The 26,553-nt window shown below is 69.9% G+C and carries 24 protein-coding genes; 9 read left to right on the top strand and 15 right to left on the bottom strand.

From position 1 onward, the window contains the following. Window positions 1-110: 110 nt before the first annotated feature. Together AC6I9V_RS01065 and AC6I9V_RS01060 are read left to right on the top strand one after the other, a co-directional pair. Window positions 111-2,387 carry an FG-GAP repeat domain-containing protein gene (locus AC6I9V_RS01065; protein WP_497898023.1) on the top strand — a complete coding sequence of 759 codons (2,277 nt, stop codon included), beginning with the start codon at window positions 111-113 and terminating at the stop codon, window positions 2,385-2,387. A 36-nt stretch (window positions 2,388-2,423) separates the two neighbouring features. Beyond that, window positions 2,424-2,963: a TetR/AcrR family transcriptional regulator gene (locus AC6I9V_RS01060; protein WP_497898022.1), complete on the top strand. Its 540-nt coding sequence runs from the start codon at window positions 2,424-2,426 to the stop codon at window positions 2,961-2,963. 424 nt (window positions 2,964-3,387) lie between these two features. Here AC6I9V_RS01060 and AC6I9V_RS01055 read toward each other — a convergent pair whose 3' ends face one another. The 4 genes from AC6I9V_RS01055 to AC6I9V_RS01040 all read right to left on the bottom strand — a co-directional run bounded on the left by AC6I9V_RS01055 (window position 3,388) and on the right by AC6I9V_RS01040 (window position 7,102). Then, a complete protein-coding gene (locus AC6I9V_RS01055; RefSeq protein ID WP_497898021.1) occupies window positions 3,388-4,140 on the bottom strand; it encodes a maleylpyruvate isomerase family mycothiol-dependent enzyme in 753 nt (250 codons plus the stop codon). Further along, entirely contained in the window at window positions 4,140-4,964 is an 825-nt protein-coding gene (locus tag AC6I9V_RS01050; protein WP_349411682.1) for a fumarylacetoacetate hydrolase family protein, read from the bottom strand. Before AC6I9V_RS01050 ends, AC6I9V_RS01055 begins: the two co-directional genes overlap by 1 nt. Next, the gene (locus AC6I9V_RS01045; protein WP_349411681.1) at window positions 4,961-6,106 is read right to left on the bottom strand and encodes a cupin domain-containing protein; all 1,146 of its coding nucleotides are present in this window, start codon (window positions 6,104-6,106) and stop codon (window positions 4,961-4,963) included. The genes AC6I9V_RS01050 and AC6I9V_RS01045 overlap by 4 nt, the downstream gene beginning before the upstream one ends. A 174-nt stretch (window positions 6,107-6,280) precedes the next feature. Further along, window positions 6,281-7,102 carry an IclR family transcriptional regulator gene (locus tag AC6I9V_RS01040; protein WP_349411680.1) on the bottom strand — a complete coding sequence of 274 codons (822 nt, stop codon included), beginning with the start codon at window positions 7,100-7,102 and terminating at the stop codon, window positions 6,281-6,283. A gap of 49 nt (window positions 7,103-7,151) precedes the next feature. On the opposite strand from AC6I9V_RS01040, the gene AC6I9V_RS01035 reads away from it, so the two are divergent. From AC6I9V_RS01035 to AC6I9V_RS01025, 3 genes are all read left to right on the top strand, one after another. Beyond that, window positions 7,152-8,510, top strand: coding sequence for an MFS transporter (locus AC6I9V_RS01035; protein WP_349411679.1), 1,359 nt, complete (start codon window positions 7,152-7,154; stop codon window positions 8,508-8,510). Next, window positions 8,503-9,795, top strand: a complete 1,293-nt coding sequence (locus AC6I9V_RS01030) for an FAD-dependent oxidoreductase (protein ID WP_497898020.1) — start codon at window positions 8,503-8,505, stop codon at window positions 9,793-9,795. The genes AC6I9V_RS01035 and AC6I9V_RS01030 overlap by 8 nt, the downstream gene beginning before the upstream one ends. A 118-nt stretch (window positions 9,796-9,913) precedes the next feature. Then, entirely contained in the window at window positions 9,914-10,420 is a 507-nt protein-coding gene (locus AC6I9V_RS01025; RefSeq protein WP_497898019.1) for a mycothiol transferase, read from the top strand. A gap of 37 nt (window positions 10,421-10,457) precedes the next feature. Here the strand turns inward: AC6I9V_RS01025 and ggt are convergent, their stop codons facing one another. From ggt to AC6I9V_RS01010, 3 genes are all read right to left on the bottom strand, one after another. Next, window positions 10,458-12,284 carry a gamma-glutamyltransferase gene (gene ggt, locus AC6I9V_RS01020; RefSeq protein ID WP_497898018.1) on the bottom strand — a complete coding sequence of 609 codons (1,827 nt, stop codon included), beginning with the start codon at window positions 12,282-12,284 and terminating at the stop codon, window positions 10,458-10,460. Window positions 12,285-12,401: 117 nt separating this feature from the next. Next, entirely contained in the window at window positions 12,402-12,875 is a 474-nt protein-coding gene (locus tag AC6I9V_RS01015) for an NUDIX hydrolase (protein ID WP_497898017.1), read from the bottom strand. Between the two features lie 139 nt (window positions 12,876-13,014). Continuing rightward, the gene (locus AC6I9V_RS01010) at window positions 13,015-13,878 is read right to left on the bottom strand and encodes an SDR family oxidoreductase (protein WP_497898016.1); all 864 of its coding nucleotides are present in this window, start codon (window positions 13,876-13,878) and stop codon (window positions 13,015-13,017) included. 102 nt (window positions 13,879-13,980) lie between these two features. Here AC6I9V_RS01010 and AC6I9V_RS01005 point away from each other — a divergent pair, with 102 nt between their 5' ends. Next, window positions 13,981-14,352 carry a winged helix-turn-helix transcriptional regulator gene (locus AC6I9V_RS01005; RefSeq protein ID WP_497898015.1) on the top strand — a complete coding sequence of 124 codons (372 nt, stop codon included), beginning with the start codon at window positions 13,981-13,983 and terminating at the stop codon, window positions 14,350-14,352. A gap of 265 nt (window positions 14,353-14,617) precedes the next feature. Here AC6I9V_RS01005 and AC6I9V_RS01000 read toward each other — a convergent pair whose 3' ends face one another. The 4 genes from AC6I9V_RS01000 to AC6I9V_RS00985 all read right to left on the bottom strand — a co-directional run bounded on the left by AC6I9V_RS01000 (window position 14,618) and on the right by AC6I9V_RS00985 (window position 18,034). After that, complete coding sequence (locus tag AC6I9V_RS01000; RefSeq protein ID WP_497898014.1) at window positions 14,618-15,553, bottom strand: prenyltransferase/squalene oxidase repeat-containing protein; 936 nt, start codon at window positions 15,551-15,553, stop codon at window positions 14,618-14,620. A 101-nt stretch (window positions 15,554-15,654) separates the two neighbouring features. Next, window positions 15,655-16,158, bottom strand: a complete 504-nt coding sequence (locus tag AC6I9V_RS00995) for a GNAT family N-acetyltransferase (protein ID WP_497898013.1) — start codon at window positions 16,156-16,158, stop codon at window positions 15,655-15,657. 350 nt (window positions 16,159-16,508) lie between these two features. After that, a complete protein-coding gene (locus AC6I9V_RS00990; protein ID WP_497898012.1) occupies window positions 16,509-17,552 on the bottom strand; it encodes an NAD(P)-dependent alcohol dehydrogenase in 1,044 nt (347 codons plus the stop codon). Window positions 17,553-17,767: 215 nt separating this feature from the next. After that, entirely contained in the window at window positions 17,768-18,034 is a 267-nt protein-coding gene (locus AC6I9V_RS00985; RefSeq protein WP_497898011.1) for a hypothetical protein, read from the bottom strand. A 133-nt stretch (window positions 18,035-18,167) separates the two neighbouring features. Between AC6I9V_RS00985 and hrpB the strand changes: the two genes are divergently transcribed. Then, on the top strand, window positions 18,168-20,807 hold the full coding sequence (gene hrpB, locus AC6I9V_RS00980; RefSeq protein WP_497898010.1) for an ATP-dependent helicase HrpB: 2,640 nt from the start codon (window positions 18,168-18,170) through the stop codon (window positions 20,805-20,807). 28 nt (window positions 20,808-20,835) lie between these two features. Here hrpB and AC6I9V_RS00975 read toward each other — a convergent pair whose 3' ends face one another. Genes AC6I9V_RS00975 through AC6I9V_RS00960 form a run of 4 tightly spaced genes read right to left on the bottom strand, consistent with a single transcriptional unit; the run spans window position 20,836 to window position 22,541 of the window. Continuing rightward, a complete protein-coding gene (locus AC6I9V_RS00975) occupies window positions 20,836-21,231 on the bottom strand; it encodes a VOC family protein (protein WP_497898009.1) in 396 nt (131 codons plus the stop codon). Between the two features lie 47 nt (window positions 21,232-21,278). Continuing rightward, on the bottom strand, window positions 21,279-21,500 hold the full coding sequence (locus tag AC6I9V_RS00970) for a hypothetical protein (protein WP_497898008.1): 222 nt from the start codon (window positions 21,498-21,500) through the stop codon (window positions 21,279-21,281). Window positions 21,501-21,550: 50 nt separating this feature from the next. Continuing rightward, window positions 21,551-22,219 carry an alpha/beta hydrolase family protein gene (locus tag AC6I9V_RS00965; protein ID WP_497898007.1) on the bottom strand — a complete coding sequence of 223 codons (669 nt, stop codon included), beginning with the start codon at window positions 22,217-22,219 and terminating at the stop codon, window positions 21,551-21,553. Next, window positions 22,206-22,541, bottom strand: coding sequence for a hypothetical protein (locus AC6I9V_RS00960; protein ID WP_497898006.1), 336 nt, complete (start codon window positions 22,539-22,541; stop codon window positions 22,206-22,208). Before AC6I9V_RS00960 ends, AC6I9V_RS00965 begins: the two co-directional genes overlap by 14 nt. A gap of 164 nt (window positions 22,542-22,705) precedes the next feature. Here AC6I9V_RS00960 and AC6I9V_RS00955 point away from each other — a divergent pair, with 164 nt between their 5' ends. Both AC6I9V_RS00955 and AC6I9V_RS00950 read left to right on the top strand, forming a co-directional pair. After that, a complete protein-coding gene (locus AC6I9V_RS00955; RefSeq protein WP_497898005.1) occupies window positions 22,706-23,989 on the top strand; it encodes a class I SAM-dependent methyltransferase in 1,284 nt (427 codons plus the stop codon). Further along, entirely contained in the window at window positions 23,989-26,538 is a 2,550-nt protein-coding gene (locus AC6I9V_RS00950) for a cation-translocating P-type ATPase (RefSeq protein ID WP_497898004.1), read from the top strand. Before AC6I9V_RS00955 ends, AC6I9V_RS00950 begins: the two co-directional genes overlap by 1 nt. The last annotated feature ends 15 nt before the right edge of the window (window positions 26,539-26,553 follow it).

Genomic DNA, 26,553 nt, shown 5'->3' with positions numbered 1-26,553 from the left:
CGCTGCCCCTGGTCAGCGTCTCTGCGTTCAGTCCGGGGCCGGCGTCCGCCGCCCCGCCGACATGTCAGCCCGGCGCTCCCGCACCGGTGGATCCGTATCCCGGAACCACGGTGGCGGCCACCAATTTCGAATCGGGCACTCTGTCGCCGTTCACTCCGTTCACCTCGGGTACCGGCACCGTGGCGGTCGCCTCCGACCAGTCGAATAGTCCGGCGTGCTCCGCCCATCTGCACGCGACGACGGACAACGCCTCGATCGCGAACATGTCCGTGGGCCTGCCAGCCGGAATGAGGGAAGCCTACGCGGACGGCTGGTTCAACATCACCAAGGAGGGGCTAGCGGGGAACGATGTCCCCTACTTTCGGTTCTTTTCAGGTGGAATCAGGTTCGTGGATGTCTTCCGGCACAACGTCACCAACGATCTGGTGCTCCGCGTCACTGGCGCCCAGGGGTTCGTCTACACCACCCTGGCCTCGACCGTGACGCTGGGCAGCTGGCACCACCTGGTTATGCACGTGGTGCCAAAGGGCGCCGCGACCGGGGTGCAAATCTGGTGGGACGGCCAATCGGTGTTTGCCCAAACGGTGAATATCAGCGCAACTACGTTCGACCGGCTGCAGCTCGGTGCAGAACACGACCAGCAGATGGGCGATATTTACGCCGACGACGTGGTCATCAACAGCGGTGCCCAGACGCCGGGACCGGTTCCGGGACCGCTCCCGACGCCGACGCCGACGCCGACGCCGTCACCCGCGCCCAACCCCAACCCGACACCCGGGACCGGCCCCGGAGACTGGAAAGAGAAGCTGGTGGCCGCCGGGGACGTCAACGGTGATGGACTTCCGGACGTGGTTCAGCGCCAGAGCGACGGCACCCTGTGGTTCTTTCCCGGCGACGGGGCCGGGCACTTCGGGGCAGGGCAGCGGATTGGCGATTTCGGGTGGCAGGCGTTTGACCAGATCGTCGGCGTCGGCGACTACAACGGCGACGGCCGCCCGGACCTGGTGTGCCGGAACCTGGACGGATCGCTCTGGCTGTACGCCGGCACCGGACGCGTCGACGCAACAAGCAAAGGCTTCGCCGGCGGGGTGAAGATCGGCAACTTCGGTTGGAACATGTTTGACACGCTCCTCGGGGTAGGGGACTTCGACGGCAATGGGCTGTCGGATCTCGTCGCACGCAAGCCCGACGGCACCCTGTGGCTCTACTCCGGCGCCGGAAACGGGCTGCCGGGAACTGCACGGCAGATTGATTTCGGCTGGAGTATCTTCGACAAGCTCGTGGCCGTCCGGGACTTCAACGGCGACGGCACCAGCGACCTGGTCGGCCGGAAGCCGGACGGTACACTCTGGTTTTACGCCAACACCGGGGCCGCAAGACTCGTCAACGGGCAGCAGATCGGCACCGGATGGAACATCTACGGCGACATAATCGGCGTCGGCGACGCTAATAAGGATGGACGCCCCGACATGGTCGCCCGCCAGAGCGACGGATCCGGTTTCTTCTACGCCGGCACAGGCACCGCAGGCGGCGGCTACCTCGCCCCTCCCGCCAAGATCGGCGCCTTCGGCTGGCAGGCATTCAATATGCTCGTCAACGTCCACGACTTCAACGGCGACGCTAAAGATGACCTGCTGGCCCGCAAACCCGACGGCACCCTCTGGTTCTACCCCGGGACCGGGGCCGGAGGCTACGGCCCCGCGGTGAAGATCGGCAACTTTGGCTGGGACGGTTTCGATGCCCTGGTCGGGGCCGGTGACGTCGACGGCGACGGCAAGAATGACTTGATTGCGCGCAGTCCCGCCGGTTCCCTGTGGCTCTATCCCGGAACGGGAGCGGTCAATGCCACGAGCACCGGGTACGGCCTGCCGGTAAAGATCGGCAACTTCGGCTGGAACAGTTTCAACGCCCTGGTCGGCGTCGGAGACGTCAACGGCGACGGCAAGAATGATCTGGCCGCCCGCAAGCCCGATGGCTCCCTGTGGCTCTACCCCGGAACGGGAGCGGTGAATGCCACGAGCACCGGGTACGGCCTGCCGGTGAAGATCGGCGCCTTCGGCTGGGACACCTTCGACATCATGACGGGGGTAGGGGATTTCAACGGTGATGGCCACAATGACCTGGTGGCACGGAAACCCGACGGCACCCTCTGGTACTACCAGGGGACGGGCCGCGTCGACGCGACCAGCGGCGGTTACAAGGCAGCCGTGAAGATCGGCTACTTCGGCTGGAACAGCTTCGACGCTCTCCTTGGCTCCGGGGACCTCAACGCTGACGGGCACCCTGACCTTGTAGCCCGGAAACCCGACGGTACGCTCTGGACATACGCGGGCACCGGGCTGCCCAGCGAGGGATACCTCGGACGCACCCCCGCCGGCACCTTCTAGCGCCGGGATCAGCCGTCCGCGGCCGACTTTCGCGTGGTGAAGGGCTACGCCGCGACCACCATCGACGAGATCGCCGCCGCGGCCGGCACCACCCGGGTCACCTTCTACGCCTACTACCCCTCACGCGCCGATCTGATGCGGGACTTCATGGCGCGCGTCAACGCGGTGCTGGACCGCGCCGACGGCCCGGAGAGCGGATCGACCGCGCCCGACCTGGTGGACGTAGTGCGCGCCGGCGAGCTGCCCGGGATCCTGGCCTGGCTCGAGTCCCGGGCGGCGCTCTGGCCGGTCTTCCGGCCCTACCTCGACGTCCTCGACGAGGCCGCCGCCGTCGACCGCGAGGTGCGCGAGATGGTGGAAGGCTGGCACGAGGAGGTCATTTCCGACCTGGTCCGCGGCATGGAGCTGGCCGGGCGTTTCCCGGCGGAGACCCGCCACATCCGCGGAACCCTGGCCTTCACCTCGCTCGACTACGTGGCCACCCTCTGGACGCGGCGGAAGTTCGAACCGAACCGTGAACACGCTCTCGAGGTACTGGCCGACAGCTGGTACCACCTGCTCTGCGACGAGGGCTGAGCCGGTCCTCGCAGAAGTGAACCCGATGCCGTTGGCTGGACGGCAGGGCAGGGGGCAGGAGAACGCGGTGGACCAACGGAGGCGGCACGCCTGCTGCGCTCCAGCCCAGTTACCGGATCCGCCGCGCGCAGTCGGCAGGCGTGTCGCCTGCCCGGGTGGGCTTCTCGGACCTGCAACTGGGCGGGAACGCGGCCATCGTCGTCGATTCGGCCGGTCGGGCCGGCGGGAAACGCTGTGGGCCCGGGAAGGTCCGGCCGCGCTCCGGGGGCACTTTGGCGCGGACACGCCTTCAGCCAGGGCGCCGGCGTCGGGCATCGCCCTCAAAGTGCCCCGGGACGGACAGCCAAGCACGAAAGCGGGAGGCCCCTTCGCCTGAACTGTTCAGGCGAACGGGCCTCCCGGTTTGTAGGCCGTTGCGCCGGCCTCAGATCCACTTCGGTGCGGCCGGAACCGTGCCGTTGGCGGTCTCCGCGCCCGCGGCGGTGACGCCGCCGTTGCCGCGGCCCGCGGCCCATTCGACGACGCCGGGCAGCGGCCCGGAGACCACGGTCGGGGACGCCGACGTCGTGTCCCCGAATGTCAGATCGCGGTCGGTGACCTTGACCACAAGGCCCGCATCGGTGCCGCGGGTCTTCCATGCCCCGGTGATGTCCTTGAGCAGGCGCTCCAGGACGGGGACCGGAATGTCCCGGAAAGCCGCGCCGTTGGCCAGGTCGACGGCGTGCATCCAGACTTCCCGGCTGCGCATCCAGACCGTTTCGGTGGCGGGCACTTCGCGGCCCTGGATGGTGCGAACTTTGTGGTGCCACGCATCCTCGGGCAGGTCCCGCCATTCCACGTTCAAGTGCACGGCGGAGTGGTCGAACAGGTGCCGCAGCGCGATCGGGCTCAGCGTGGTGCCGAAATCGATCTCGTGGTCCCGGATGTCGGTGGAGGGATACATCGGGGTCTCCACCCCCGTGGCGGCCCACTCGATGAGTCGCGCGATGGCCCGGGCGTTGTAGCCGATGTGCGCCGTGATGTGGCGGCGGGTCCAGCCCGGCAGCAGCGAGTCGCCGTCGAGGTCGGCGTCGGAGAGCTCGTTGAGCTTGCGGGCGAAAAACGCCGTGCCCCGGCGCGCCTGCAACAGGGCCGCGAGCAGCTCCGGGTCCGTCGTCTGGTCGTGGCGGGCAACCATCAGGCTTCCTTGACCACGCGGTTCTTCAGCTCGCCCAGGCCCTCGATGCTGGTGACCAGGAGCTGGCCCTCCTGCAGGTAGCGCTTCGGGTCCTGGGCGTGGCCCACGCCTCCCGGGGTGCCGGTGGCGATGACGTCGCCCGGGTTCAGCGTGATGATCGTGGAGATGTAGGAGACCAGGAACTCCGGCGTGAAGACGACGTCGTTGGTGGGAGTGCTCTGCTGGATCTCGCCGTCCACGGCGGTGGTCATCAGGCCGCCGCTGAACTCGTCCTTGGTGACCAGGGCCGGGCCGAACGGGGTGGACTTTTCCCAGGTCTTGCCCTGCAGCCACTGGATGGTGCGGAACTGGTAGTCGCGCATGGACACGTCGTTGAGCACGGCGTACCCGGCGATGTGCTCGGCCGCGTCGGCCTCGGAAATCCGGCGGCCCTTCTTGCCGATGACGACGGCGAGTTCGGACTCCCAGTCGACCGTGTCGGATTCCTGCGGCAGGGCCAGGTCATCGTTCGGGCCGATCAGGGATTCGGCGTACTTGGCGAACAGGGTGGGGAACTCGGGAACTTCCCGGCCCATTTCCTTGATGTGGTTGCGGTAGTTGTGGCCCACGCAGATGATCTTGCCGGGGGAGGGGACCACGGCGTCGAGGTCCGCGCCTTCGAGCGGGTGGGTGACGCCGCTGGCGTTCTGCGCGGTCGCTTCCCAGCCTTCCGAGCGGAGCAGCGCTCCGACGTCGGCGAAGCCGTCGATCTCGGTCAGGGTGTCGCCGTCCTGGCGGACGGCCTTGGTCGAGCCGTTTCCGGTGCGGAGGGTCAGGAGTTTCATGCGTTCTTGCGTCCTTCGATGTAGGTGCGGTTGAAGTTCAGCCGTTCGAAAATTGGGGCGTCGCTGAAGCGGAAGAGATCGAACTCGCTCTCGGCCTGGAGCTCCGCCTGAAGGGAAAAAGAGGCCCAGGACGGGACAACGAACAGGTCGCCCTTTTCCAGGGTCCGGGTTTCGCCGTTCAGGACCACGGAGCCGCGGCCTTCGAAGACCTGCCAGACGCTGGAGCCGACCTCGCGCACCGCCTCGGTGGAGGCGCCGGCGCGGAGTCGGTGGAATTCGGCCCGGATGGTCGGCATGACGTCCCCGCCCGTGGTGGGGTTGGTGAACCGGACGGCGGCGTGGCCCTGGGACACGGTGGCCGGGTGGCCCTCGTCCTCCAGCAGCAGCTGCTCGCGCAGGGCGCGGTCCGTGTATTCCCAGCGGTAGGCCGCGATCGGCGAGCTGGTGGTGTCGTCCAGGCCCGAGAGCGGACGGAGTCCCGGGTGGGCCCAGAGCCGCTCGGAGCGGGAGATGTCCGGGGTGGCCTCGTCGGTGACGCGCTCGGTGCCGAACTCGAAGAAGCCGGCGTCGGCATAGTGCACAAACGGGATGTCCAGGCCGTCGATCCAGGCCATCGGCTCGTCGGTGTCGTTGTGGTGGCCGTGGAAGTTCCAGCCCGGGGTCAGCAGGAAGTCGCCGCGCGACATCCGGACCGGGTCGCCGTTGACAACGGTCCAGACCCCTTCGCCTTCGACGACGAAGCGGAAGGCATTCTGCGAGTGGCGGTGTTCCGGGGCGGTCTCGCGGGCCCCGAGGTACTGGATGGCTGCCCACAGGGTGGGGGTGGCGTACGGGGTGTTGCCCAGTCCCGGGTTGGCGAGGGCGATGGCGCGGCGTTCGCCGCCGCGGCCCACCGGGACGAGGTCGCCGGCGCGGGCCGCCAGCGGGTACAGGTCGCTCCACCGCCAGACATGGGGGACCGCCTTCGGGCTCGGGACCATCGGCATCAGGTCCGCGATCTCGGTCCAGAGCGGGATCAGGTTCTCGCGGTCAAAATCACGGTACAGCTCCTGGAGCTGCGCGGCCTCTTCGGGCGTGGGCTCGGGGGCGGTGTGCCCCGCAGCCACTGATTCATGGGTCGTGTTCTCGGCGCTGATGGACACGTGGGCCTCCTCGGTAGGTCAGAACAGGTTTTCGGCGTAGTTCGACCTTACGGATCCGCGGGTGTGACCTCCAACATATTCTGCCAGTCAGAATTACTTCCCAACTAAGTGGCAGTTAAGGCCGTTATTAGCACTCAAAACGGCCTTATCTGCGAGCCAGTCGGGCGGCCGCGCTCAGTCCGGCTCGGCCGGATTGGCGGCGATATCGATCTCGAGCTGCCGGCAGGTCTCCCGCAGCGCGGGGACGAGCCCGGCGTCGAACACCCGGCGGAACCGGGTGGCCGGAGTGGCGACGCTGAGCGCACCCACCACGTGGCCGTGCCGGTTGTGCAGGGCCATGCCGAGCGCGCTCACCCCTTCCTCGGTGCCTTCGAAATTGGCGGCGAAGCCGTTGCTGCGGATCGACTCCAGCTCGCGCCGGAAGGCCGGGTACTCGGCGTCCGGGATGGTGTCCCCGCCGATCTCGGCGTTGTTGCTGCGGAAGAGCTGCTCGATCATCGGCGCGTCGAGTTCGGCCAGCATGGCCTTGCCGCCGGACGTCCTGTTGGCCGGCATGACCGTTCCCTGCCGGTCGCCCACGCGCAATACGTTGTTTCCCTCCACCGTGGCCAGGAACCGCACTTTTGTGCCCACCCGCACCATCAGATTCACGGTCTCGTTGAGCCGGGCGGAGAGCAGTTCCATGTGCGGCTGGGCCAGGGTGCGCAGCAGTCGCGTCCACGCGAGGCCGGCCGGGCCGACGCCCATGGCCGGGCCGGGGACGTAGCGGCGGGTCTCGTCCTGCACAGCGAAACCGCGGTAAACCAGCATGGCCAGCAGGCGGTGGGCCGTGGACGGGGCCACCCCCAGTTCCTCGGCGGCGTCCTTGAGCCGCAGGGCTCCGCCGTCGCGGAGCAGCTGAAGGAGCTGCAGGGCGTTGTCGACCGCCTCGATCGAATACGTGGGCCGCTTCTGAACGGGCTTCCGGGCTGACTTGGGCGCTGGTTCATTCTGCACATCAGAATTGTATTGTGGTTCACCTGCGGCGGCTAGGACAGTGAGTGGCATGAATCACACACCATCTGTTGCAGTGCCGCAACGGTCCGTGCCGGGGACTGCCGCCTCCGCCGTCGCGGACGGGCCCGCTTCCCGCTTTTCCAAAGGCTCGGCGGCCGCGGTTCTCGTCTGCTGGCTCCTTGTGGTCTTCGACGGCTACGACCTCATCGTGTACGGCACCGTCCAGTCCTCGCTCATCTCCGAAACGGGCTGGGGCCTGAGCAAGGCCACCGCCGGGACCATCGGTTCGATGGCCTTCGTCGGCATGATGATCGGCGCCATTTTCGCCGGCCGGATGGCCGACTCCTGGGGCCGCCGCCGCACCATCCTCGGCTGTGCCGTCGTCTTCTCGGTCTTCACCATTCTCTGCGCCTTCGCTCCCAACGCCCCCGTCTTCGGCGCACTGCGCCTGCTGGCGGGCATCGGGCTCGGCGGGCTGGTGCCTTCGGCCAACGCCCTGGTAGCGGAACTGGTGCCCACCAAATGGCGGTCCACCATCGCCACCCTGATGATGTCCGGCGTCCCGATCGGCGGCTCCATCGCCGCCCTCGTGGGGATCCAGCTCATTCCCGCGTTCGGCTGGCAGTCCATGTTCCTGGTGGCCGTGCTGGCCCTGCTGATCGTGGTGCCCCTGGGGCTGAAGTATCTCCCGGAAACCCTCGCCCCGGCGCGTGCCACAGGCAGGGAAACCGTCCGAGCAGCCGGCCAGACCGCCCCGGCCGGCCACGGACTCAAGGAACCGGCCGGATTCTCCTCCCTGCTCCGGGCCCCCTACCTGGGGATCAGCATGCTGTTCGCCGTCGCCACGATTGCCACCCTGTTCGCCTGGTACGGGCTGGGCACCTGGCTGCCCAACCTCATGCAGCTGGCCGGCTACAACCTGGGCTCCGCCCTGACCTTTGCCCTGGCCCTGAACCTTGGCGCGGTGGCCGGCTCGGTCATCACGGCCTGGGCCGGCACCCGGTTCGGTCCGATCCCGACGGCGATTGCCGCGGCCGCCGTCGCCGCCGTCGCCCTCGTGGTCCTCGTAACCGGCCCGCCGGTCACGGTTGTCTACCTCATGCTTGTCCTCGCCGGCGTCGGGACCCACGGCACCCAGTGCCTGATCATCGCCGCCGTCGCGAGCCACTATCCCGGACACCTGCGCGGGACCGCACTTGGGTGGGCGCTGGGAACGGGCCGGATCGGCGCCGTCGCCGCTCCCCAGGTGGGCGGCCTCCTGCTGGCGGCCGGACTGGGCGTCAACTCCAACTTCTTCGCCTTTGCCGGCGCGGCCGCCATCGCGGCGGCCCTGCTGGTGGCCGTCGGCCTGAAACTCAAATCCAACCTCTCGATCCACTCTTCACCATCAGGAGCAAGCAATGTCTGAGCACGTCCCGTCCACCAGTTCCGCGTCTGCCGACGGCAAGTCCACGGATGTCCTCGTTATCGGAGGGGGAATGGCCGGACTGGCCGGAGCCCTCGCACTGCGTGAGAACGGCGCCAACGTCACCCTCGTCGAGCGGGCGCCCGAATTCGGCGAGGTCGGCGCCGGGCTGCAGATGGCCCCCAACGCCTCCCGCGTCCTGCAGCGCTGGGGCCTGCTGGAGAAGGCGCTGGAAATCGGTGTCCAGCCCAAGCACCTGGTCTTCCGCGACGCCGTCACCGGCGAGGAACTCACCCGCCAGAGCCTCGGCGGCGAATTTGCCGAGCGCTACGGCGCGCCGTACGTCGTGATCCACCGCAGCGACCTGCACCGGGTCCTGCTCGAAGGCTGCGAAGCCGCCGGCGTCACGCTGGTCAACGACGTTATGGTCGAAAGCGTTGAAACCGTCAACGGCCGCGGCGTGGCCCACACCGCAGCGGGAGTGGACTACGAGGCCGACGTCGTGATCGGCGCCGACGGACTCCGGTCCACCCTGCGCCCGCTCGTGACCAACGACGAGCCCGTCTCCTCGGCCTACGTCGCCTACCGCGGCACCGTCCCGATCACCGAAAACACGCCCAAGGCCGACCTCGAGGACGTCATTGTCTACCTCGGACCGGACTGCCACCTGGTGCAGTACCCGCTGCGCAAGGGCGAGCTGTTGAACACCGTGGCCGTCTTCAAGTCCCCCTCGTTCGAGCGCGGCGAAGAGCAGTACGGGGGAGTGGACGAGCTCGAGGCTGCGTACAAGGACTGCGTCCCGGCCGTCCAGGAAGCGCTGAAGAACCTGGCCACCGGCATCCGCTGGCCCATGTACGACCGCGACCCGATCGAAAACTGGGTCGCCGGGCGGATGGTGCTGATGGGCGACGCCGCCCACCCGATGCTCCAGTACCTGGCCCAGGGCGCCTGCCAGGCGCTCGAGGACGCCGCCGTGCTGCAGGACGCCACCGTCGGGTCGGTCTTCACCGACGACGGCGTGAACCCGGACGCCTGGGACGGCGCAATCAAGGAGTTCAACAGCATCCGCGCCGCCCGCACCGCCCGGGTCCAGCGCACCGCCCGCGTCTGGGGCGAATCCTGGCACGTCTCCGGGCTGGCCCGCACGCTGCGGAACCTGCTGTTCAAGAGCCGGAAGGACAACGACTTCCGCTACAACGACTGGCTCTACGGCCAGGACGGCGACGGTGTGCCGGCAGTCCGCACGGCCCAGGCGGAGCGGGTTTCCGCCTTAACCTGTCCCGCCTGACCCGTTGCGCTATCACGGATGGTCCCTCCCACCCCTGGGAACAGCCAAAAGTGATAGCGCAACGGGTTTCGTCCGTGCAAGCATGGGGCGCCGCCACAATGCACATGAAGGGACTGACATGGAAGCGACGCAACTGTTGCTGGACGCCTTTGGCCGGATCCGCGAGACGGTTGCGGCCGTCCTCGACGGCGTCGACGCTGACGCACTCTCCCGGCGCCCGGCGGGGAACGGGAACTCAATCGCGTGGCTGCTCTGGCATCTGGCCCGGGTGGAGGACGCACAGCTGGCCGCAGCGGCCGGACTGGACCAGGTCTGGACGTCGCAGGGATTCGCCGACCGGTTCGGCCTTCCGCTGTCCCCGAAGGACACCGGCTACGGCCACAGCTCCGGCCAGGTCGACGCGGTGCAGGCGACCCCGGACCTGCTGCTCGCCTACTACGACGCCGTCCACCGGCAGACCGCCGGGTTCCTTGCAGGCCTTGCCGCCGAGGACCTCGACCGCGTCATCGACACCCGCTGGCACCCGCCCGTCACCCTCGGGGTGCGGCTGGTCAGCACCCTCGCTGACTGCCTCCAGCACGCCGGGCAGGCCGCCTATGTGAAGGGCCTGAACCCCGCGCACTGACGAACCCGGACGCCCGGATTACGCTGAGCGGCCCGGGCTATGGCGCCTGCTTCAGCACCATCGCGGACCCGCCGCCGCGCCGGACCGGCTCGGCGGCCACGATCAGTCGCCCGCCCGGACCGAACTCGATCGCCGTGGCCGCGCCGATCTCCGCCGCCGACGTGAACGCGTCTCCGGACGGGGTGAACTGGTGCCCGAACGGTGCCAGCGTGCCGCCGTACGCGGCAATGAACTCCGGCTCGGCGGTGACCTTGGCCGTGTTCCGCTGCGAGGCGCGCGGAGCCGCAATGGCCTCCGAAATGTCCATGCCCAGGTCCACCCGGTTCAGGATGGTCTGCAGGACCGTGGTGATGATGGTCGAGCCGCCCGGCGAACCAAGGGCCAGGAACGGCGCCCCGTCCTTGAGGATGATGGTCGGCGACATGGAGGACCGGGGACGCTTGCCGGGTTCGAGCCGGTTGGGGTCCTTCGGGTCATACACGGTGGAGAAGTCGGTCAGTTCGTTGTTGAGCAGGAAACCACGGCCGGGCACCACTATTCCGGAGCCGCCGGTCTGCTCGATCGTGAGGGTGTACTCGGCCACGTTGCCCCACTTGTCCGCGACCGTCAGGTTAGTGGTTGAGATGTTCTCGGTGTCCTTGTCCTCGGCGGGTGCCGCAGACGACGCCGGGCACGCGCCGTCGTACGCGGCCACATGCCCCGGTGTCACCGGCTTGGCCGCGGCGCGCAGCGGGTCGATTAGGCACGCGCGCTCCTTGCCGAAGAGCGGATCGGTGAGGGCGGCGGTGGGCACGTCCACGTGGGCAGGGTCGCCGACGTACTTGCCGCGGTCGGCGAAGGCCAATGCGCTGGCCTCGAGGTAGTGGTGGAGGGCGCCTCCCTTGGACATGGCGGACAGGTTGGCGGGATCCAGGATGTTCAGCGCCTCGCCGACGGTGGTGCCGCCGCTGCTGGAGGGAGCCATGCCGAAGACGTCCAGGCCGCGGTAGTTGACGTGGGTCGGGTTCTGGTCCCGGGTGCCGTAGGCGGCAAGGTCCGCCGTGGTCAGGTACCCGGCCGGAACGGGCAGTTTGGTGTCTGCCGACTTCGGCGGAGCCTGCACGGCGGCCGCGATGTCCGCCGCGAGCGGGCCGCGGTAGAAGCCGTCCGTGCCCTGCCTCGCGAGGAGCCGGTAGGTGGCCGCAAGGTCGTGGTTCTGGAAGACGCTGCCGACGGCGGGGGCGTCCCCGCCGGGCAGGAAGAGGGCGCTGGTCGCGGGGAAGGCCGCAAAACGGCTTTTGTTGTCCAGAGTCTGCTGGCGGAACGTCCCATCGACGACGAAACCGCGGGTTGCCACCTTGATGGCCGGATCAAGGGCGTCGCCGAGGGACAGGCTTCCCCAGCGGCGGAGGACACGGTCCCAGGTGGCCGGCGTGCCCGGGACGCCGACGGCGACGCCGCTGGTGACCAACTCCGGGGTGAAGCGGTAGGGCTGGCCGGTTTCCCGGTTGATGAAGGCGTCGTGCGGCATCGCGGCGGGCGCCGTTTCGCGCCCGTCGACCGTTCCGACCGTGCCGGTTTTCGCGTCGTAGTAGACAAAGTAGCCGCCGCCGCCGATTCCGGCGCTGTAGGGTTCGGTCACCCCAAGGGTTGCGGCCGCGGCGACGGCGGCGTCCGCCGCGTTGCCGCCCTTGCGGAGCACCTCAATCGCCGCGGCCGAGGCCTCCGGGTCCACCGTGCTGACGGCGCCGCCGTAGCCGGTGGCCGTCGCGGTCTTCTCAGTCTCACGCGGGTCGGCGGACGCGGGGCTGGCGACGGCGCCGCCTGCCACGCTCAGGGCCAGCGTCGCCGTAACGGCGGACAGTCGACGTCCTACTTGGTGCATGGTCGCTCCCGGGTTCGTGTGAACTGACAATACTTGTCACACTAGTTGGGCCCGTTGTGACATTTCAATACAGCGCTGTCACATTCGCGGACGCGGCGAGGGCGGGGCGGGGCGCACCTAGGAGGTCCGGCGCAGCTGCTCCAGCAGCGCGTCCAGGATCGGCAGCTGCCCGCGCACCAGCTTGAGGCGCGCAGCGGGCTCGCTGAACCACGCGGCGTCGTCGATCTCCGGGAAGGCCCGGATGACGCCGGACCCTTTCGGCCATTCCAGCGAAAAGGTGTTGCTGGCAATATGTTCCGGCCGAAAGTCGGCTTCAGCCGCGAAGACCGTGATGAGCTTGCCGGAGGACTGCTTGAAGCTGCCCAGGGGAAAGTAGGCCGCTGGCGGCGGCGGCGTTCCCATTTCCTCGGTGAACTCCCGCACGGCGGCCGCCAGGGCGTCCTCGTCCGCGGAGTATTCGCCTTTGGGGATGGACCAGGCGGCGGCGTCCTTGCGGGCCCAGAACGGTCCGCCCATGTGCGCGATCCAGACCTCCAGCGGGGATTCCGCGCCCCGCCGATACAGCAGCAGTCCTGCGCTCCGAACCGTCAAGGGAACCTCCAATCCGCGGGCTGGCTTCGGGCCATCTTCGGACGCGAGCCGGGAGAAGACAAGCATGGCTAGGCCCGGAACCGCGGCTGGGCCTGGAGCCGCCCGCGGCTTACAGCAGCGGGCGGGCTGTCCGGACCGGTTAGAGGGCGGATACTGCCGAGCTGACTGCCTCGGACATGGGAGTGGTGGGCCGGCCGATCAGCGTGCGCAGGTGCTTGGTGGTGACGTGCAGGTCGCCTCGGGCGATCCCCAGGTCCGAGTCCGCCAGGATTCCGGCGAAGTCCGACGGCACGCCGAAGCCCGCCAGCATGGCGGCGTAGTCGCTGGCGGGCAGGTCCTGATAGGCGATCGGCTGCCGGCTGGCGGCTGTGATCTCGCCGGCGAGTTCGGCCATGGAGAAAGCCTCGTCGCCGCCAAGTTCGTAAACTTTCCCGGCCTGGTCCCCGGCCAGCAGCGCGGCAGCAGCTGCCTCGGCGTAGTCGGCGCGGGCCGCGGCGCTGACCCTGCCTTCGCCTGCGCTGCCGGCAAATGCGCCTTGCGCGAGGGTGCCCTGCAGCTGCTCGGTGTAGTTCTCCAGGTACCAGCCGTTGCGCAGGAGCACGTAGGGGAGTCCTGATTGTTCCAGCAGGACCTCCGTGGCCTGGTGCTCGGCGGCCAGCTTCATGCCCGTGCTGTCCGCATTGGCGATGCTGGTGTAGGCGATCAGTCCGACGCCCTCGGCGACGGCGGCGTCGATCACAGCGCGGTGCTGTTGCACCCGCCGGCCGACTTCGCTCCCGGAAATCAGCAGCACCTTCGTGGCGCCCCTAAGGGCGTCGGTGACCGTGGCGGCGTCGTCGTAGTCCATGGCCCTAACCTGGACGCCCCGGCCGGCGAAGTCGGCCAGCCGTTCGACAGCGCGCCCGGTGGCGGCGATCTGCCCCGCGGGGACGCCGCGGCGCAGGAGGGACTCGATGACAAGGCGGCCAAGTTGTCCGGTGGCGCCGGTGACGACGATGCTCATGGGAATGTCCTTTCATGGGATTTGTTCTTCCGGAGGCGACAACCGGCCAACTCCCGGGATACTTCCCGGAAGTGAGTACGCACTTTAAGGTAAGGTACAAACGTGACGGTTACTTTTGAATCATCCCGGGCTCCGCGTTCTACAGATGGCCCCGTATTTCCTGCCGGCTGCTCCAGCCGTACCCTGCTGGACCATGTGACCAGCAAGTGGGGCGTGCTGATTCTGATCGCGCTGGCGGACGGTCAGCAGCGGTGGAGCGAACTGCGCCGCCGGGCAGAAGGCATCAGCGAAAAGATGCTGGCGCAGACACTGAAGACCCTCGAACGCGACGGCCTGGTGCACCGGGAGGCCCGCCCGACCATTCCGCCGCGGGTGGACTACAGCCTGACGCCGCGGGGCCGTGAGCTCGCCGGCCACCTGCTGCCGCTCTTTGGCTGGGTGCAGGAAAACGCCGAGGAAATCATCGGCAAGTAGTGTTGCGCCGGCGCGCGGCTACCAGTTCTGCGGATCGTTCATGTTGCAGTTCTGGCTGCTGCACTGACGTGCGCTGACACGCCAGTCCGGCTGGCGTTCGGCCTGCGAGCGCTCGTCCTTCCACGTCGGGACGACCCGCGATCCGCACGTCGGACAGGGCGGCTCGGTGTGAGCGCGGCGCTGCGCCTTGTTCATATTCCCCCCCAGAAACCTCGATGCCTACAGGCAAATGTAGCCATATTTCCATCGAAGTGACAAATATGTTTTAGGTGTGTTCCGCCCACGCAAGGACCCTCAGTGCCCGGAGGGTGTTCCAGCGGCTGGGGCGGCCGTCGCCTTCCTCCAGCGGGAAGTGGATCCGGCCGGGATGGCTGTTCTCCAGCGGCCACGTCCCGTCGGCCTGCCGCTTGGAACGCACCAGGTCCAGGGCCTCGGCCATCCGTGGGTCCGGGGGACCCCCGGACCCACGGAAATAATCCAGGCCGCGGAGCACGTCGTAGTGCCAGCGGGTGGGGTAGGAGAACTGCAGCCATGCCGGATTGACCAGTTCCCCGGTGCTTTTGCGGCGGAGCAGGCCACGCTCCAGCAGGTACTCCTCGCCTCGCCGCCGAGCCGCCGCGGCTTCGGGTGTGCCTCCGGTGGCGCGGCCGTATTCGAGCAGTCCCTCGAGGACGTTGATCGTAGTGTCAACCGAGGAGCGTGTGGACCCTCTTTCCGCTTCGCAGTTCCAGCCGCCGTCGTCGAGCTGTTCGTCGAGCAGCCGGGCAACGATGCCATCGACGTCCTCGCCGAAGTAGGCGCCCAGGGCGACGGCCATTCCGTTGATGCAGGGTTCCACTTCGCCGTCGAAGTAGGGCTGGCCGCCTTCTTCCCAGCGGCTGTTGGCCCGGACCCGGCCGACGGCGTGCCGTGCCCGGTCGCTGCTGGGGTCCAGGCCGAACTCCCGGAGGAGCAGGAGGCTGAACGTTGTCGCGGTCCACGGTTGGCCCGGCTCGGCGCCGTCAAAAGGGACGGGAAAATGCGTGCCGCCGTCCCACTGGCCGTCGTCGCCCTGCAGCGCCAGCAGGCGGGCACCCCAGCCTTCGACCGCAACGCGGGCACGCTCGGCGGCCGCCTCCTGCACCGGGGAGTCGGTGAGGTCCCGCAGCACCTGCCAGCGGACGGCGGGGTCGGAGTCGAGCAACCAGTCGAGGACGTTCATCCGCAACAAGCTAGCACCGGCTCCCACGTCCGTGGAAGGGGGCCGACTTGGAAGGTGGCAGCCGTGGAAGCGCTCCGGCGTTCAGGGGCGACGTCGGCAGTTCAGTCGCCGTCGTCGTCGGCCAGCCGGCGGAAGTCCCTGGACAGGTACAGCGCCAGCGCGGCCGCATTGCCGCTGTCCACCGTGACCGCCACCCTGCCCCGGCCGAGCGTATGCAGTACGTGCAGGCAGTGGCCCAGCAACTCTTCCGCCAGTCCCTGCCGGCGGTGGTTCGGGTGGGTGAAGAGTTCGGCGATGACGGAATCCCAGTCCCCGGCGGTGCCGGATGCGGGCTCCGTGACGATGATGGCGGCGGCGAGCTGGCCATCGGGGCCGGCCAGGACCGCGGACGCTTCCGGCACGTGCCGCCCCTCGGCGCCGTCGAGGAGCGCGTCGATCCAGCCGACGGCGCGTTGCGGAGGCTGGGGCAGTGCGTGGGCATAGGCGTCCCGGTACATCGCGTCGAGCTCGGGAAGGTCGTCGGCCCGGATGGGTCGGATCGCCGCGGCCGGTCGGCCGCCCTCGCGTGGACCGGTCGCTGCGGTCAGGATAATCAAGGGATTCACGGCAGCCCTGCTCTCTCTTGCAACCAGCGGGACACCCTGCGGGAGCCCCTTCCAGCTTGCACCCGCATTATTGCAGCGGCATTTCCGGAGGGTGATATCCAGGCGACGGTAAGGCCTTCAAAAGGTTAACGCCGGATTGACGACGGGGGTTCCGCTCCCCGGCGGGCGACGGCGACGACGAACCCGGCCGCGCCCTGAGGAACGGACAACGGGCTCGTCGCCACCCTGCAGGGCAGGGCGGGGCCGGAGGGCCCGCGACACGGAAACGGTCCGGCGCTACGGGATCCCCGTAGCGCCGGACCGTTTGCGCGGCGTCAGTTTGTCACCGCTGCGCGGAACCGCGGCGCAGCCTAGGCCAGTGTCGCGGTGTCGATTACAAACCGGTAGCGGACGTCGGAGGCCAGCACACGTTCGTAGGCCTCGTTGATCTTCTCGGCCGGGATGACCTCGATTTCGGCCCCGAGGTGGTGCTCGGCGCAGAAGTCGAGCATTTCCTGGGTCTCGCGGATGCCGCCGATCATGGAACCGGCGAAGGCGCGCCGGCCGCCAATCAGGGCGAACGCGTTCACCGGCAGCGGCTCGGCCGGGGCACCGACATTCACCATGGTGCCGTCGAGGCGCAGCAGCTGCAGGTAGGAGCTGATGTCGATCGAGGCGCTGACGGTGTTGATGATCAGGTCGAAGCTGCCGGCGAGGTCGCTGAAGGTGTTCTCGTCGCTCGTCGCGTAGTAGTGGTCCGCGCCCAGGCGCAGGCCGTCTTCCTGCTTCTTGAGTGACTGCGAGAGGACCGTGACCTCGGCCCCCATGGCGTGGGCAATCTTGACGGCCATGTGTCCCAGGCCGCCGAGGCCGACGACGGCGACCTTCTTGCCCGGTCCGGCGTTCCAGTGGCGCAGCGGCGAGTAGGTGGTGATGCCAGCGCACAGCAGGGGTGCTGCAACGTCGAGTTCGATGCCCTCGGGGATCCGCACGACGAAGTCTTCGGTCACGACGACGTGGGTGGAGTAACCGCCCTGGGTGATGGTGCCGTCGCGGTCCACGGCCCCGTAGGTGCCGGTGTTGCCCTTGAGGCAGTACTGCTCCTCGCCCGCCTGGCAGTTGGCGCACTCGCCGCAGGAGTTCACCATGCAGCCGACGCCGACGCGGTCGCCGACGGCGTGCTTGGTGACGGCGGAGCCGACCTCGGTGACGATGCCGGCGATCTCGTGGCCGGGGGCTAGCGGGTAGGACTGCGGTCCCCAGTCGCCGCGGACGGTGTGGATGTCCGAGTGGCAGATGCCGGCGAACTTGATGTCGATCAGCACATCGTGCGGTCCGACATCCCGGCGCTCGATGGTGGTGGGGACGAGGTCACCGGTGGCGGACGGGGCAGCGTAAGCGTTTACGGTAAGCATTTTTCTCCAGTAAGAGTCGGTTGAGTAGTTGCGGTCGTAGGGGAGAGTGGTTTCAGGTCCATGGACTTGTGGCTCGGTGGCCACGGTTCTGCACCGGCGGGTGGGCCGGCAGGGATGTCGCCCACGGGCACAATAGGGGCCAACACCATGCCGGGCCGAAATGTTCCGGCGATCTCGTCACCGATGAAGAGTACGGCGGCAAATAGCTCCGCCGGCTAGCCGCCCATGCCGGGTTGGACGCTTACGAACTCGATCATGTTGCCGGAGTCGGCCTTCTTTTTGGGCGCCCGGGAGAATCCCTTCGCGTCGAGGTGGTTCTGCGCGCGGTACTCGGCAAGGGCGGCGTCGTAGGCTGCGTTCAGCTGCCGTCCGGTGAACTCTTCGCTGGATCCGTCAGCAAACGTGATGGTGACGGGGGTGCCGGCGGGAAAATGCCGCTTCATGCGGATAAAGCCTTCGGCGTCCTGCTGGAGCTTGATCAATGGTTCCGCCTTCGTGGTTGTGAGGGTTCCAGTCTCCCGCATTTCCGGGGCTGCCACGGCACGGTGGAGCGTCAGTCCGGGGGAGTCCCGGAGCGTAATCGGGCCGCGACCACTTTGCGGGGACAATAAAGGGGTGACTTCAACGCCCGCCGCCCACGAACCAGCGCACCGGCCGTTCGATCTCGAGGCCATCGGTGCCGGCCTGGTGTTCGCCGGCTCGCTGGGGACCCTGGCGGACGTGCTGCGCGCCGGAGCCCCGTCCGGCGCTGCCGTGGTGGAGGCCCCGCCCGGCACCGGCAAGACCACGCTTGTGCCCCCGCTGCTGGCCAACCTCGCCCGGCACGGGGGTGGCAGCCGTCCGCAGCGCATCGTGGTGACCCAGCCACGCCGCGTCGCCGCACGTTCGGCCGCCCGGCGCCTCGCCGAGCTGGACGGCAGCAGGCTGGGCGGGCGCGTCGGCTACACGGTGCGCGGCGACAGCCAGGCCGGTCCCGGAACCTGGGTCGAATTCGTGACGCCCGGCATCCTGCTGCGCCGGCTGCTGGCCGATCCGGGCCTGGAAGGCACCGGCGCGGTGGTCCTCGATGAGGTCCACGAACGCGGCCTGGAGACCGACCTGCTGCTCGGCATGCTGGCCGAGGTCCGGCAGCTGCGGGGGGACCTCACCCTCGTCGCGATGTCGGCCACCCTGGACGCCCCCCGCTTTGCCGCCCTGCTGGGGGACACCCCGCCCGACGCCGGCAGCGCGGCCCCCGTCGTCGGCTGCCCGTCCGCGCTGTACCCGCTGGAAGTGCAGTGGGTGCCGGCTCCCGTTCAGCGGCTGGACGCCCGCGGCGTGACTCAGTCGTTCCTGGACCATGTGGCGGATACGGCCGCTGCGGCCCACGCCGCAGCGCTCGCCGCCGGGGAAGACATCGACGCGCTGGTGTTCGTTCCCGGGGCCCGGGAGGTCTCCCAGGTAGCGGCCCGGCTGCGCGGGCGGGTGGGCGCAGAAGTGCTGGAGCTGCACGGACAGGCGGATTCGCGCGCGCAGGACCGGGCCGTATCCGGGCGCGGCGCCGGCGACCCCGCGCGGATCATCGTCTCCACGGCGCTCGCCGAATCCTCGCTGACTGTTCCGGGCGTCCGCCTGGTGGTCGACTCCGGACTGTCCCGCGAACCGCGGCGCGACGCCGGGCGCGGGATGACCGGCCTCGTGACGGTCTCCTGCTCCCGGGCCTCCGCGGACCAGCGCGCCGGACGCGCCGCCCGGCAGGGTCCCGGACGGGTGGTGCGCTGCTACGACCAGAGGAGCTACGGCGCCGCCCCGGCGCACCAGACCCCAGAGATCGCCGTCGCCGACCTCACGGCCGCTGCCCTGGTCCTGGCCTGCTGGGGTTCCCCCGGCGGCGCCGGACTGGCCCTCCCGGACGCGCCGCCCCGCGCCGCCATGGACGAGGCCGTCGACGTGCTGCGGGAACTCGGCGCGGTGGGCCCCGCCGGCCTCGCCACAGACCTGGGCAAAACGCTGGCCAGGGTCCCCGCAGACCCCCGGCTCGCCCGCGCCCTGCTGGACGGTGCGGCCTCCGTCGGACACCGCACCGCCGCGGAGGCCGTCGCCGTCGTCGCCGGCGGGCAGCGCGCCGCGGGCGCTGATCTGCCCGGACTCCTGCACGCTCTGCGGTCCGGCCGGGATACCGGATCCCGGCGCTGGGCCGAGGATGTGCGGCGGATGGATGCGATCGCGCGCTCTCCGGAATCCCGCACTGCGGCCACGCCGGTGAAGGGGGTGGCCGCCGGCGGACCGGAAGCTACCGGGTTCGTCGTCGCCCTCGCCTTCCCGGACCGGGTGGCCCGCCGGGTTCCGGGAGCTGGGGAGCGGTACCTGCTCTCCTCCGGCACCCGGGCCGGTCTTCCCGCCGGGAGCCGCCTCGCCGGGCATGAGTGGCTGGCCGTCGCCGAGGTCTCGCGGGCCGAAGGGCAGGACGCGGACGGCACCGGCGCGGTCATCCGCTCCGCCGCCCCGCTGACCGCCGGGGCGGCGGAGGCCGCCGCCCCGCACCTGATCAGCGACACGGTGGAGGCCCGGTTCGGCCAGGGCCGGGTCACCGCCCGCCGCGAGCGCCGCCTGGGCGCCATCGTGCTCTCCTCCACGCCGGTCCGGCCGTCGGCGGCCGAGGGACGCGCGGCCGTGGCGCGCGCCCTCGGGCAGACGGGACTCCAAACAATCGGCTGGTCGACGGCGGCGGACGCCCTGCGCCGTCGCCTGGCCCTGCTGCGCCGCGAGCTGGGGGACCCCTGGCCCGATGTGTCGGAGCCGGCCCTGCTGGCCCGGCTGGACGAGTGGCTCGCCCCGGAACTCGAGGCCCTGGCCGGCGGAGCCGCCACCGGCAGCATCGGCCTGGCCGAGCCGCTGCGCCGGCTGCTGCCCTGGCCGGAAGCTGCCCGGCTGGGGGAGCTGGCGCCGGAGACGCTCGCGGTGCCGAGCGGCTCGCGGATCCGGATCGATTATCCGGCGGCGGACGACGGCGGCCGGCCTGTTGTCGCGGTCAAGCTGCAGGAGGTCTTCGGCTGGGACCAGACGCCGCGGCTGGTGGACGGCCGGGTCCCGGTGCTGTTCCACCTGCTCTCGCCGGCCAGACGGCCGCTCGCGGTGACCGATGACCTGGCGTCCTTCTGGTCCGGGCCCTATGCGCAGGTCCGGGCGGAGATGCGCGGCCGCTACCCGAAGCACCCGTGGCCGGAGGATCCCTGGACCGCGCCAGCGACCGCCAAGGTCAAGAGCAGGATGTAAGCGTCACTGCCCGGAGGGTCCCTTCGGGTCAATCCCAGGCAACGCCGGGTTCATACGTCCCGGCACTCCACTCCTGTCCCTGCGGGTCCAGGACCCGCGCCCGCCGGGCACCCCATTCGGTGCTTTCGGGTTCAATCACACTCGTTGCCCCGGCGGCGAGGGCATTGCGGTAGAAGCCGTCGACGTCGTCCAGCAGCAGGTACAGGCCCTGTCCGGTCGACTGGCCGAGCAGCCCGGGCCGCTGGTAGTCGGCGTCGTTGCTGGCCACCATCAGGACGGCATCACCAAGGCGGACTTCCGCATGGATGACCCGGCCGGCCTCCCCGTCCTGGCGGCGGACGACGTCGAACCCCACCCGCTCCATCCACTCCAGGGCGGCCGGGGCATCCGGGTAGCTGAGGTACGCGAATAGTTTGGCGCTCATGACGGGATGATATGCCCGGTGCGTGTCACACGGAACAGCCCGCGGCCCTACCCGGCCTCGGCGCCGTCCCAGGCCACATGGACCCAGCGCTGGCCCTCCCCGTCCCAGGATTCCGAATGGCCCAACAGGGCCAGATCCTGGAAGCTGACGTCAATCCCGTCGCGCTGCAGGTCGTCGCGGAGCTCCTGGGTCGCCGCGCGCACCGCTGACACGACGGCCTCGGGGTTATCGGATTCGACGCGGCGGGAGGCTTCATATGGTTTGCTCATGGGCACCATCATTCAGCGTGGCAGCCGGGATGGGAACCACCGCCCGGGAATCAGGGGCTGTGCTGCCGGATAAAATCCGCCGCGGCGGCCGCCAGGTCCGCCCCGATCTCCTCCGGCGCCCGCTTCGTCCCCGCCACGGCAAAGGAATGGTCTCCGCCTTCACGCCACTGAAGCGTTGCGGTGGGTCCGATGCGTGCGACCACGGATTCCAGCAGCTCGGGGGTGGCGAAGGTGTCCCTGCTGCCCTGAAGGAACAGCATTGGCACGGTGAGCCCGTAGAGATGCTCGTCGCGAAGCTTCTCCGGTTTGCCCGGCGGATGCAGCGGATAGCCCAGGTAGACCAGCCCCGCTGCCGGCATACCCTCCGCCACGGCCATCGACGCCATCCGGCCGCCGAAGGACTTGCCTGCGGCCCAGAGCGGCTCGCCCTCGGCACGGGCGGCGGCCGCGTCCATGGCGGCGCGCCAGGCGGCGATCGCGGCCGGCGGCCGGTCCGGGAACTTCCGGGCCGCCTCGCGGTACGGGAAGTTGAACCGCAGCGTGGCGACGCCGACGTCGTTCAGGGCTCCGGTGAATCCACGCAGGAACGGGTGCTCCATCCCGGCGCCGGCGCCGTGGGCCACCACCAGGGTCGCGCGGGTATCCGCGGGGCGGGCATAGACCGCCGAGACAACCGTGTCGCCGACGACGATGTTGATCGGAAGTTCAGCGGCGGCCATGCAGGATCCCGCGCAGGGACAACCCCACGGCGCAGACCACCGGCACCAGGCCCATCAGCACGGCGATGGGGTTCGGCCGGAACACGGTGCCGCCGCCCCTGCCGGGGACGTACACCCCCAGCGGCAGGACGAAGCCGCCGCCCCCGCCGCCTGCCCCCGCCGGGGCGTCGTCCGAGGCGGGCGCGCTGCCGCCGCCAAAGCCGAAGGACACCAGCGCAACGGGGATGAGTTCCTCGCCGCCGAGCTGCACGGGCTCGCCGTACGCGCGGGACACCCCGACATTCCTGAATGCGTCCACGAGGGACGAAAAAGCCTCAGCCATGTGAGCCAGCCTAACCACCGGCCGCGGCCAGCACCAGAGCGGGCCTCCGTGCAGCCCGCCGGCGGTTCGCGGCCGGCGCTTCCGGGACGTCCGGCCCCTGTCCGGGCGCGCCGGATGGCCATAGATTGGGGCTGGGGCAAGCTGCCGGCTGAAAGGAAAGAAGCATGTCGACTACTGCTGGGGCCGCGCCGCGGATCGCCGGGGCGCTGGCCATTGTGCTCGGTACCAGGGACATCCCGCTCCGTCTCCGCGCCTGGGACGGCTCGGAAGCCGGGCCGGAGGGAGCGCCGCTGCTGGTGTTCCACTCACGCCGGGCGCTGCGGCGGATCCTCTTCTCGCCCGGGCAGCTGGGCCTGGCGCGGGCCTACGTGGCCGGCGACATCGAGGCCCCCGGCGACATCTTCGCCAGTTTCGCCGCGCTCAGCTCGGCGGGGAAGTTCGCCGAACCGGGGCCGTTCCGGCGCCCCGCGCTCCGGGACCTCGGACGCCTGGCCGGCACCGCGGTGCGCCTCGGCGCGCTCGGCCCCAACCCGGCGCCGCCGCCGGAAGAGGTCCGCGTCGCGCGCAAGGGCCGCCGCCACTCCCGGAAGCGCGACGCCGCCGCCATCTCGCACCACTACGACGTCGGCAACCGTTTCTACTCCCTCGTGCTCGGCCCGTCCCTGGTCTACTCCTGCGCCGTCTGGGACAGCCCGGAAACCGGGCTCGATGCGGCGCAGGCGGCCAAACTGGACCTGGTCTGCCGCAAGCTCGGACTCCGGCCCGGAATGCGGGTCCTGGACGTCGGCTGCGGCTGGGGCAGCTTCGCCCTGCACGCCGCCCGGAACTACGGCGCCGACGTCGTCGGCATCACGCTCTCCGCCGAACAAGCGGAACTGGCACGCAAGCGGGTCGCGGAAGCAGGTCTGACGGACCGCGTGGAGATCCGGATCCAGGACTACCGCGACGTGGACGACGGCCCGTTTGATGCGATCAGTTCCATCGGCATGTCCGAGCATGTGGGCCGCGAACAGATCGGCCACTACGCCTCCCTGCTGCACGGGCTGCTGCGCCCCGGCGGCCGGCTGTTGAACCACGCCATTTCCTGGAACGCCGGCCCGACCGCGCCGGATCCCAATTCCTTCATCCCGCGCTACGTTTTCCCGGACGGCGAGATGCTGAGCCTGGCCGAGATGATCGGCGCCCTGGAGGGCGGCGGCCTGGAGGTGCTCGACGTCGAGGCCCTGCGCCCGCACTATGCGCTGACCCTGCGCGCCTGGGTGCACAATCTGGAGACCCACTGGGACGAGGCCGTGCAGGCCAGCAGCCTGGGCCGGGCCCGGGTCTGGCGGCTCTACATGGCGGCCAGCGCGCTGGGATTCGAGGCCGGCACCACCGGCGTCAACCAGGTCCTGGTGCAACGTGCCGGCGGAACCGAGCCACCGCTGCGCCGGAGCGCCTGGCTCTGATGGCACCCGAACCCGGCGCCGCCGTCGCGGAGGGGCTCTCCGCGGCGGAGGCGGCCCGGCGGCTGGCGGCCGAGGGGCCGAACGAGCTCCCGACCGCCAAACCGCGGAACCTCCTGCAGCAGGCCTGGGCTGTGATCCGCCAGCCCATGCTGCTGCTCCTGCTCGGCGCCGGCACGGTGAACTTCCTCCTCGCTGAACCGCTCGACGGCGTGCTCCTGATGTCCTTCGTCGTTGTGGTGATCGGCATCTCCATCTACCAGGAGCGCAAGACGGAGAACGCCCTCGCGGCGCTCCGGGACCTGTCCTCGCCGCGCGCCCTCGTGCTCCGCGACGGGGAACAGGTGCGCATCGCCGGACGTGACGTGGTGCGGGGGGACATCGCCCTGCTGGCCGAGGGGGACCGGGTCCCGGCCGACGCGGTGCTGCTGGAGGCCCGGAACTTCTCGGCGGACGAGTCCGCCCTGACGGGGGAGTCCGTGCCGGTGCGCAAGGCGCCGGGTGCGGCCGGCACAGCGGACGAGGCGATGGGCCGCCCCGGCGGGGACGCGACGCCCTGGATCTTCTCCGGCACCCTGGTGGTCAAGGGCCAAGGCCTCGCCCGCGTCAAGGCGGTCGGAGCGGGAACAGAACTCGGCCGGATCGGCACCGCGCTGCGCTCGATCGAGGAGGAGCCCACGCCGCTGCAGCGCGAAATCGACCGGCTGGTCCGCTACCTGGCCGTGTTCGGACTCGCGGCCGCCGCCGTCGTCGTCACGGTGTACGGGCTGACCCGCGGAAACTGGCTGGAGGGCCTGCTGGCCGGGATCGCGACCGCTATGGCGATGCTCCCCGAGGAGTTCCCGGTGGTGCTGACCGTGTTCCTGGCCCTCGGGGCCTGGCGGATGTCGCAAAAACACGTCCTGACCCGGCGCTCGCCGGTTATTGAAGCCCTCGGTTCGGCGACCGTCATCTGCGTGGACAAAACCGGCACCCTGACGCTGAACAGCATGACCGTGCGCCAGTTGCTGGTCGGGGCCCGGAGCCACACCCTCGATGACGGGCCGCTGCCCGAGGCGTTCCACACCATCGCCGAATTCGGTGTGCTGGCCTCCCCGGTGGACCCCTTCGACCCGATGGACAAGGCCTTCAAGGCCGTGGGCGCCCGGTACCTCAACGGCTCCGGGCACCTGCACGCCGACTGGGAACTAATCCGGGAATACCCGCTCTCCGAGGCCCTCCTGGCCCTCTCGCACGTCTGGCGCGCCCCCGACGGAAGCCACTACGTCGTGGCCGCCAAGGGCGCCCCGGAAGCGATCGCCACACTGTGCCGCCTTGACCCGGACCGGCGCGCGGCCCTGATGGCGGACGTGGAAAGGGCCACCGCCAGCGGCCAGCGCGTCCTCGCCGTGGCGCGCGCCGCCTTTGACCGGGCCGGGCAACTGCCCTCACGCCAGCTCGATTTCGACTTCGAGTACCTGGGCCTGGTGGGCCTGCACGATCCGCTGCGGCCCGGCGCGGCCGACGCCGTCGCGGCCTGCGCCCGCGCCGGGGTGCGCACCGTGATGATCACGGGAGACTACCCCGGCACCGCCCAGGCGATCGCCCGCGAAATCGGCCTGGACCACGGGGCCGGCGTCATCACCGGCCCCGAACTGGAGGCCATGACGGACGCGGAACTCGCCCGGCGCATCCGCAGTGTCAGCGTCTTCGCCCGGATGGTGCCGGAGCAGAAACTGCGGCTCATCCGCGCCCTCAAGGCCAACGGCGACGTTGTCGGCATGACCGGCGACGGCGTCAACGACGCCCCGGCCCTGCGCGCGGCGGACATCGGCATTGCAATGGGCGCGCGCGGCACCGACGTGGCCCGCGAGTCCGCCGACCTGGTCATCACCGACGACGACTTCAGCTCGATCGCCGGCGGCATCCGGCAAGGCCGGGGCATTTTCGACAACCTGCGCAAGGCCCTCGCCTACACCATCGCCGTGCACGTCCCGATTGTCGGCATGTCCCTGCTGCCCGTCTTCGTCAGCGAGTGGCCGCTGGTGCTGCTGCCGGTCCAGATCGCCTTCCTCGAACTCATCATCGACCCCGCCTGCTCCGTGGTCTTCGAAGCCGAGGAGATCGACCCGGCGATCATGGACCAGCCGCCGCGTGAGGCCGGCCAGGGGATCTTCGGCCGCCGGGTGCTGGCCATTGCCGCCTGCCAGGGGCTCTCCGTGCTGGCCGCCGTCGTCGGCGTCTACCTCTGGAACCTCGGCGCCGGGCAGCCCGACGACGTGATCCGCTCCGTCTCCTTCGCCACCCTCGTCATCGGCAACCTCGCGCTGATCCTCGTGAACCGGTCCTGGCGGCTGCCGGTGTGGCGCACTTTCCGCGAGCGCCGCAACCGCACCCTGAAGTGGGTGGTCGGCGGCGCGGCGCTGCTGCTGGTGGTGCTGCTCAGCGTCCCCGCGCTCCGCGGCGCCTTCGATCTGGGGCCGCTGGCACCGGGGGACTGGCTGCTGGCGGTGGCGGCGGGTGCCGCCGGCGTGGCCTGGTTCGAAATCTACAAGACTGTCCGCCGCCCCTGACGCTGCAGCCTCCCT

This window comes from Arthrobacter sp. SlRoot2-15 (assembly GCF_059739345.1).
The sequence above is the reverse complement of the archived record's forward strand: the minus strand, read 5'-3'. Positions and strand labels throughout refer to the sequence as shown.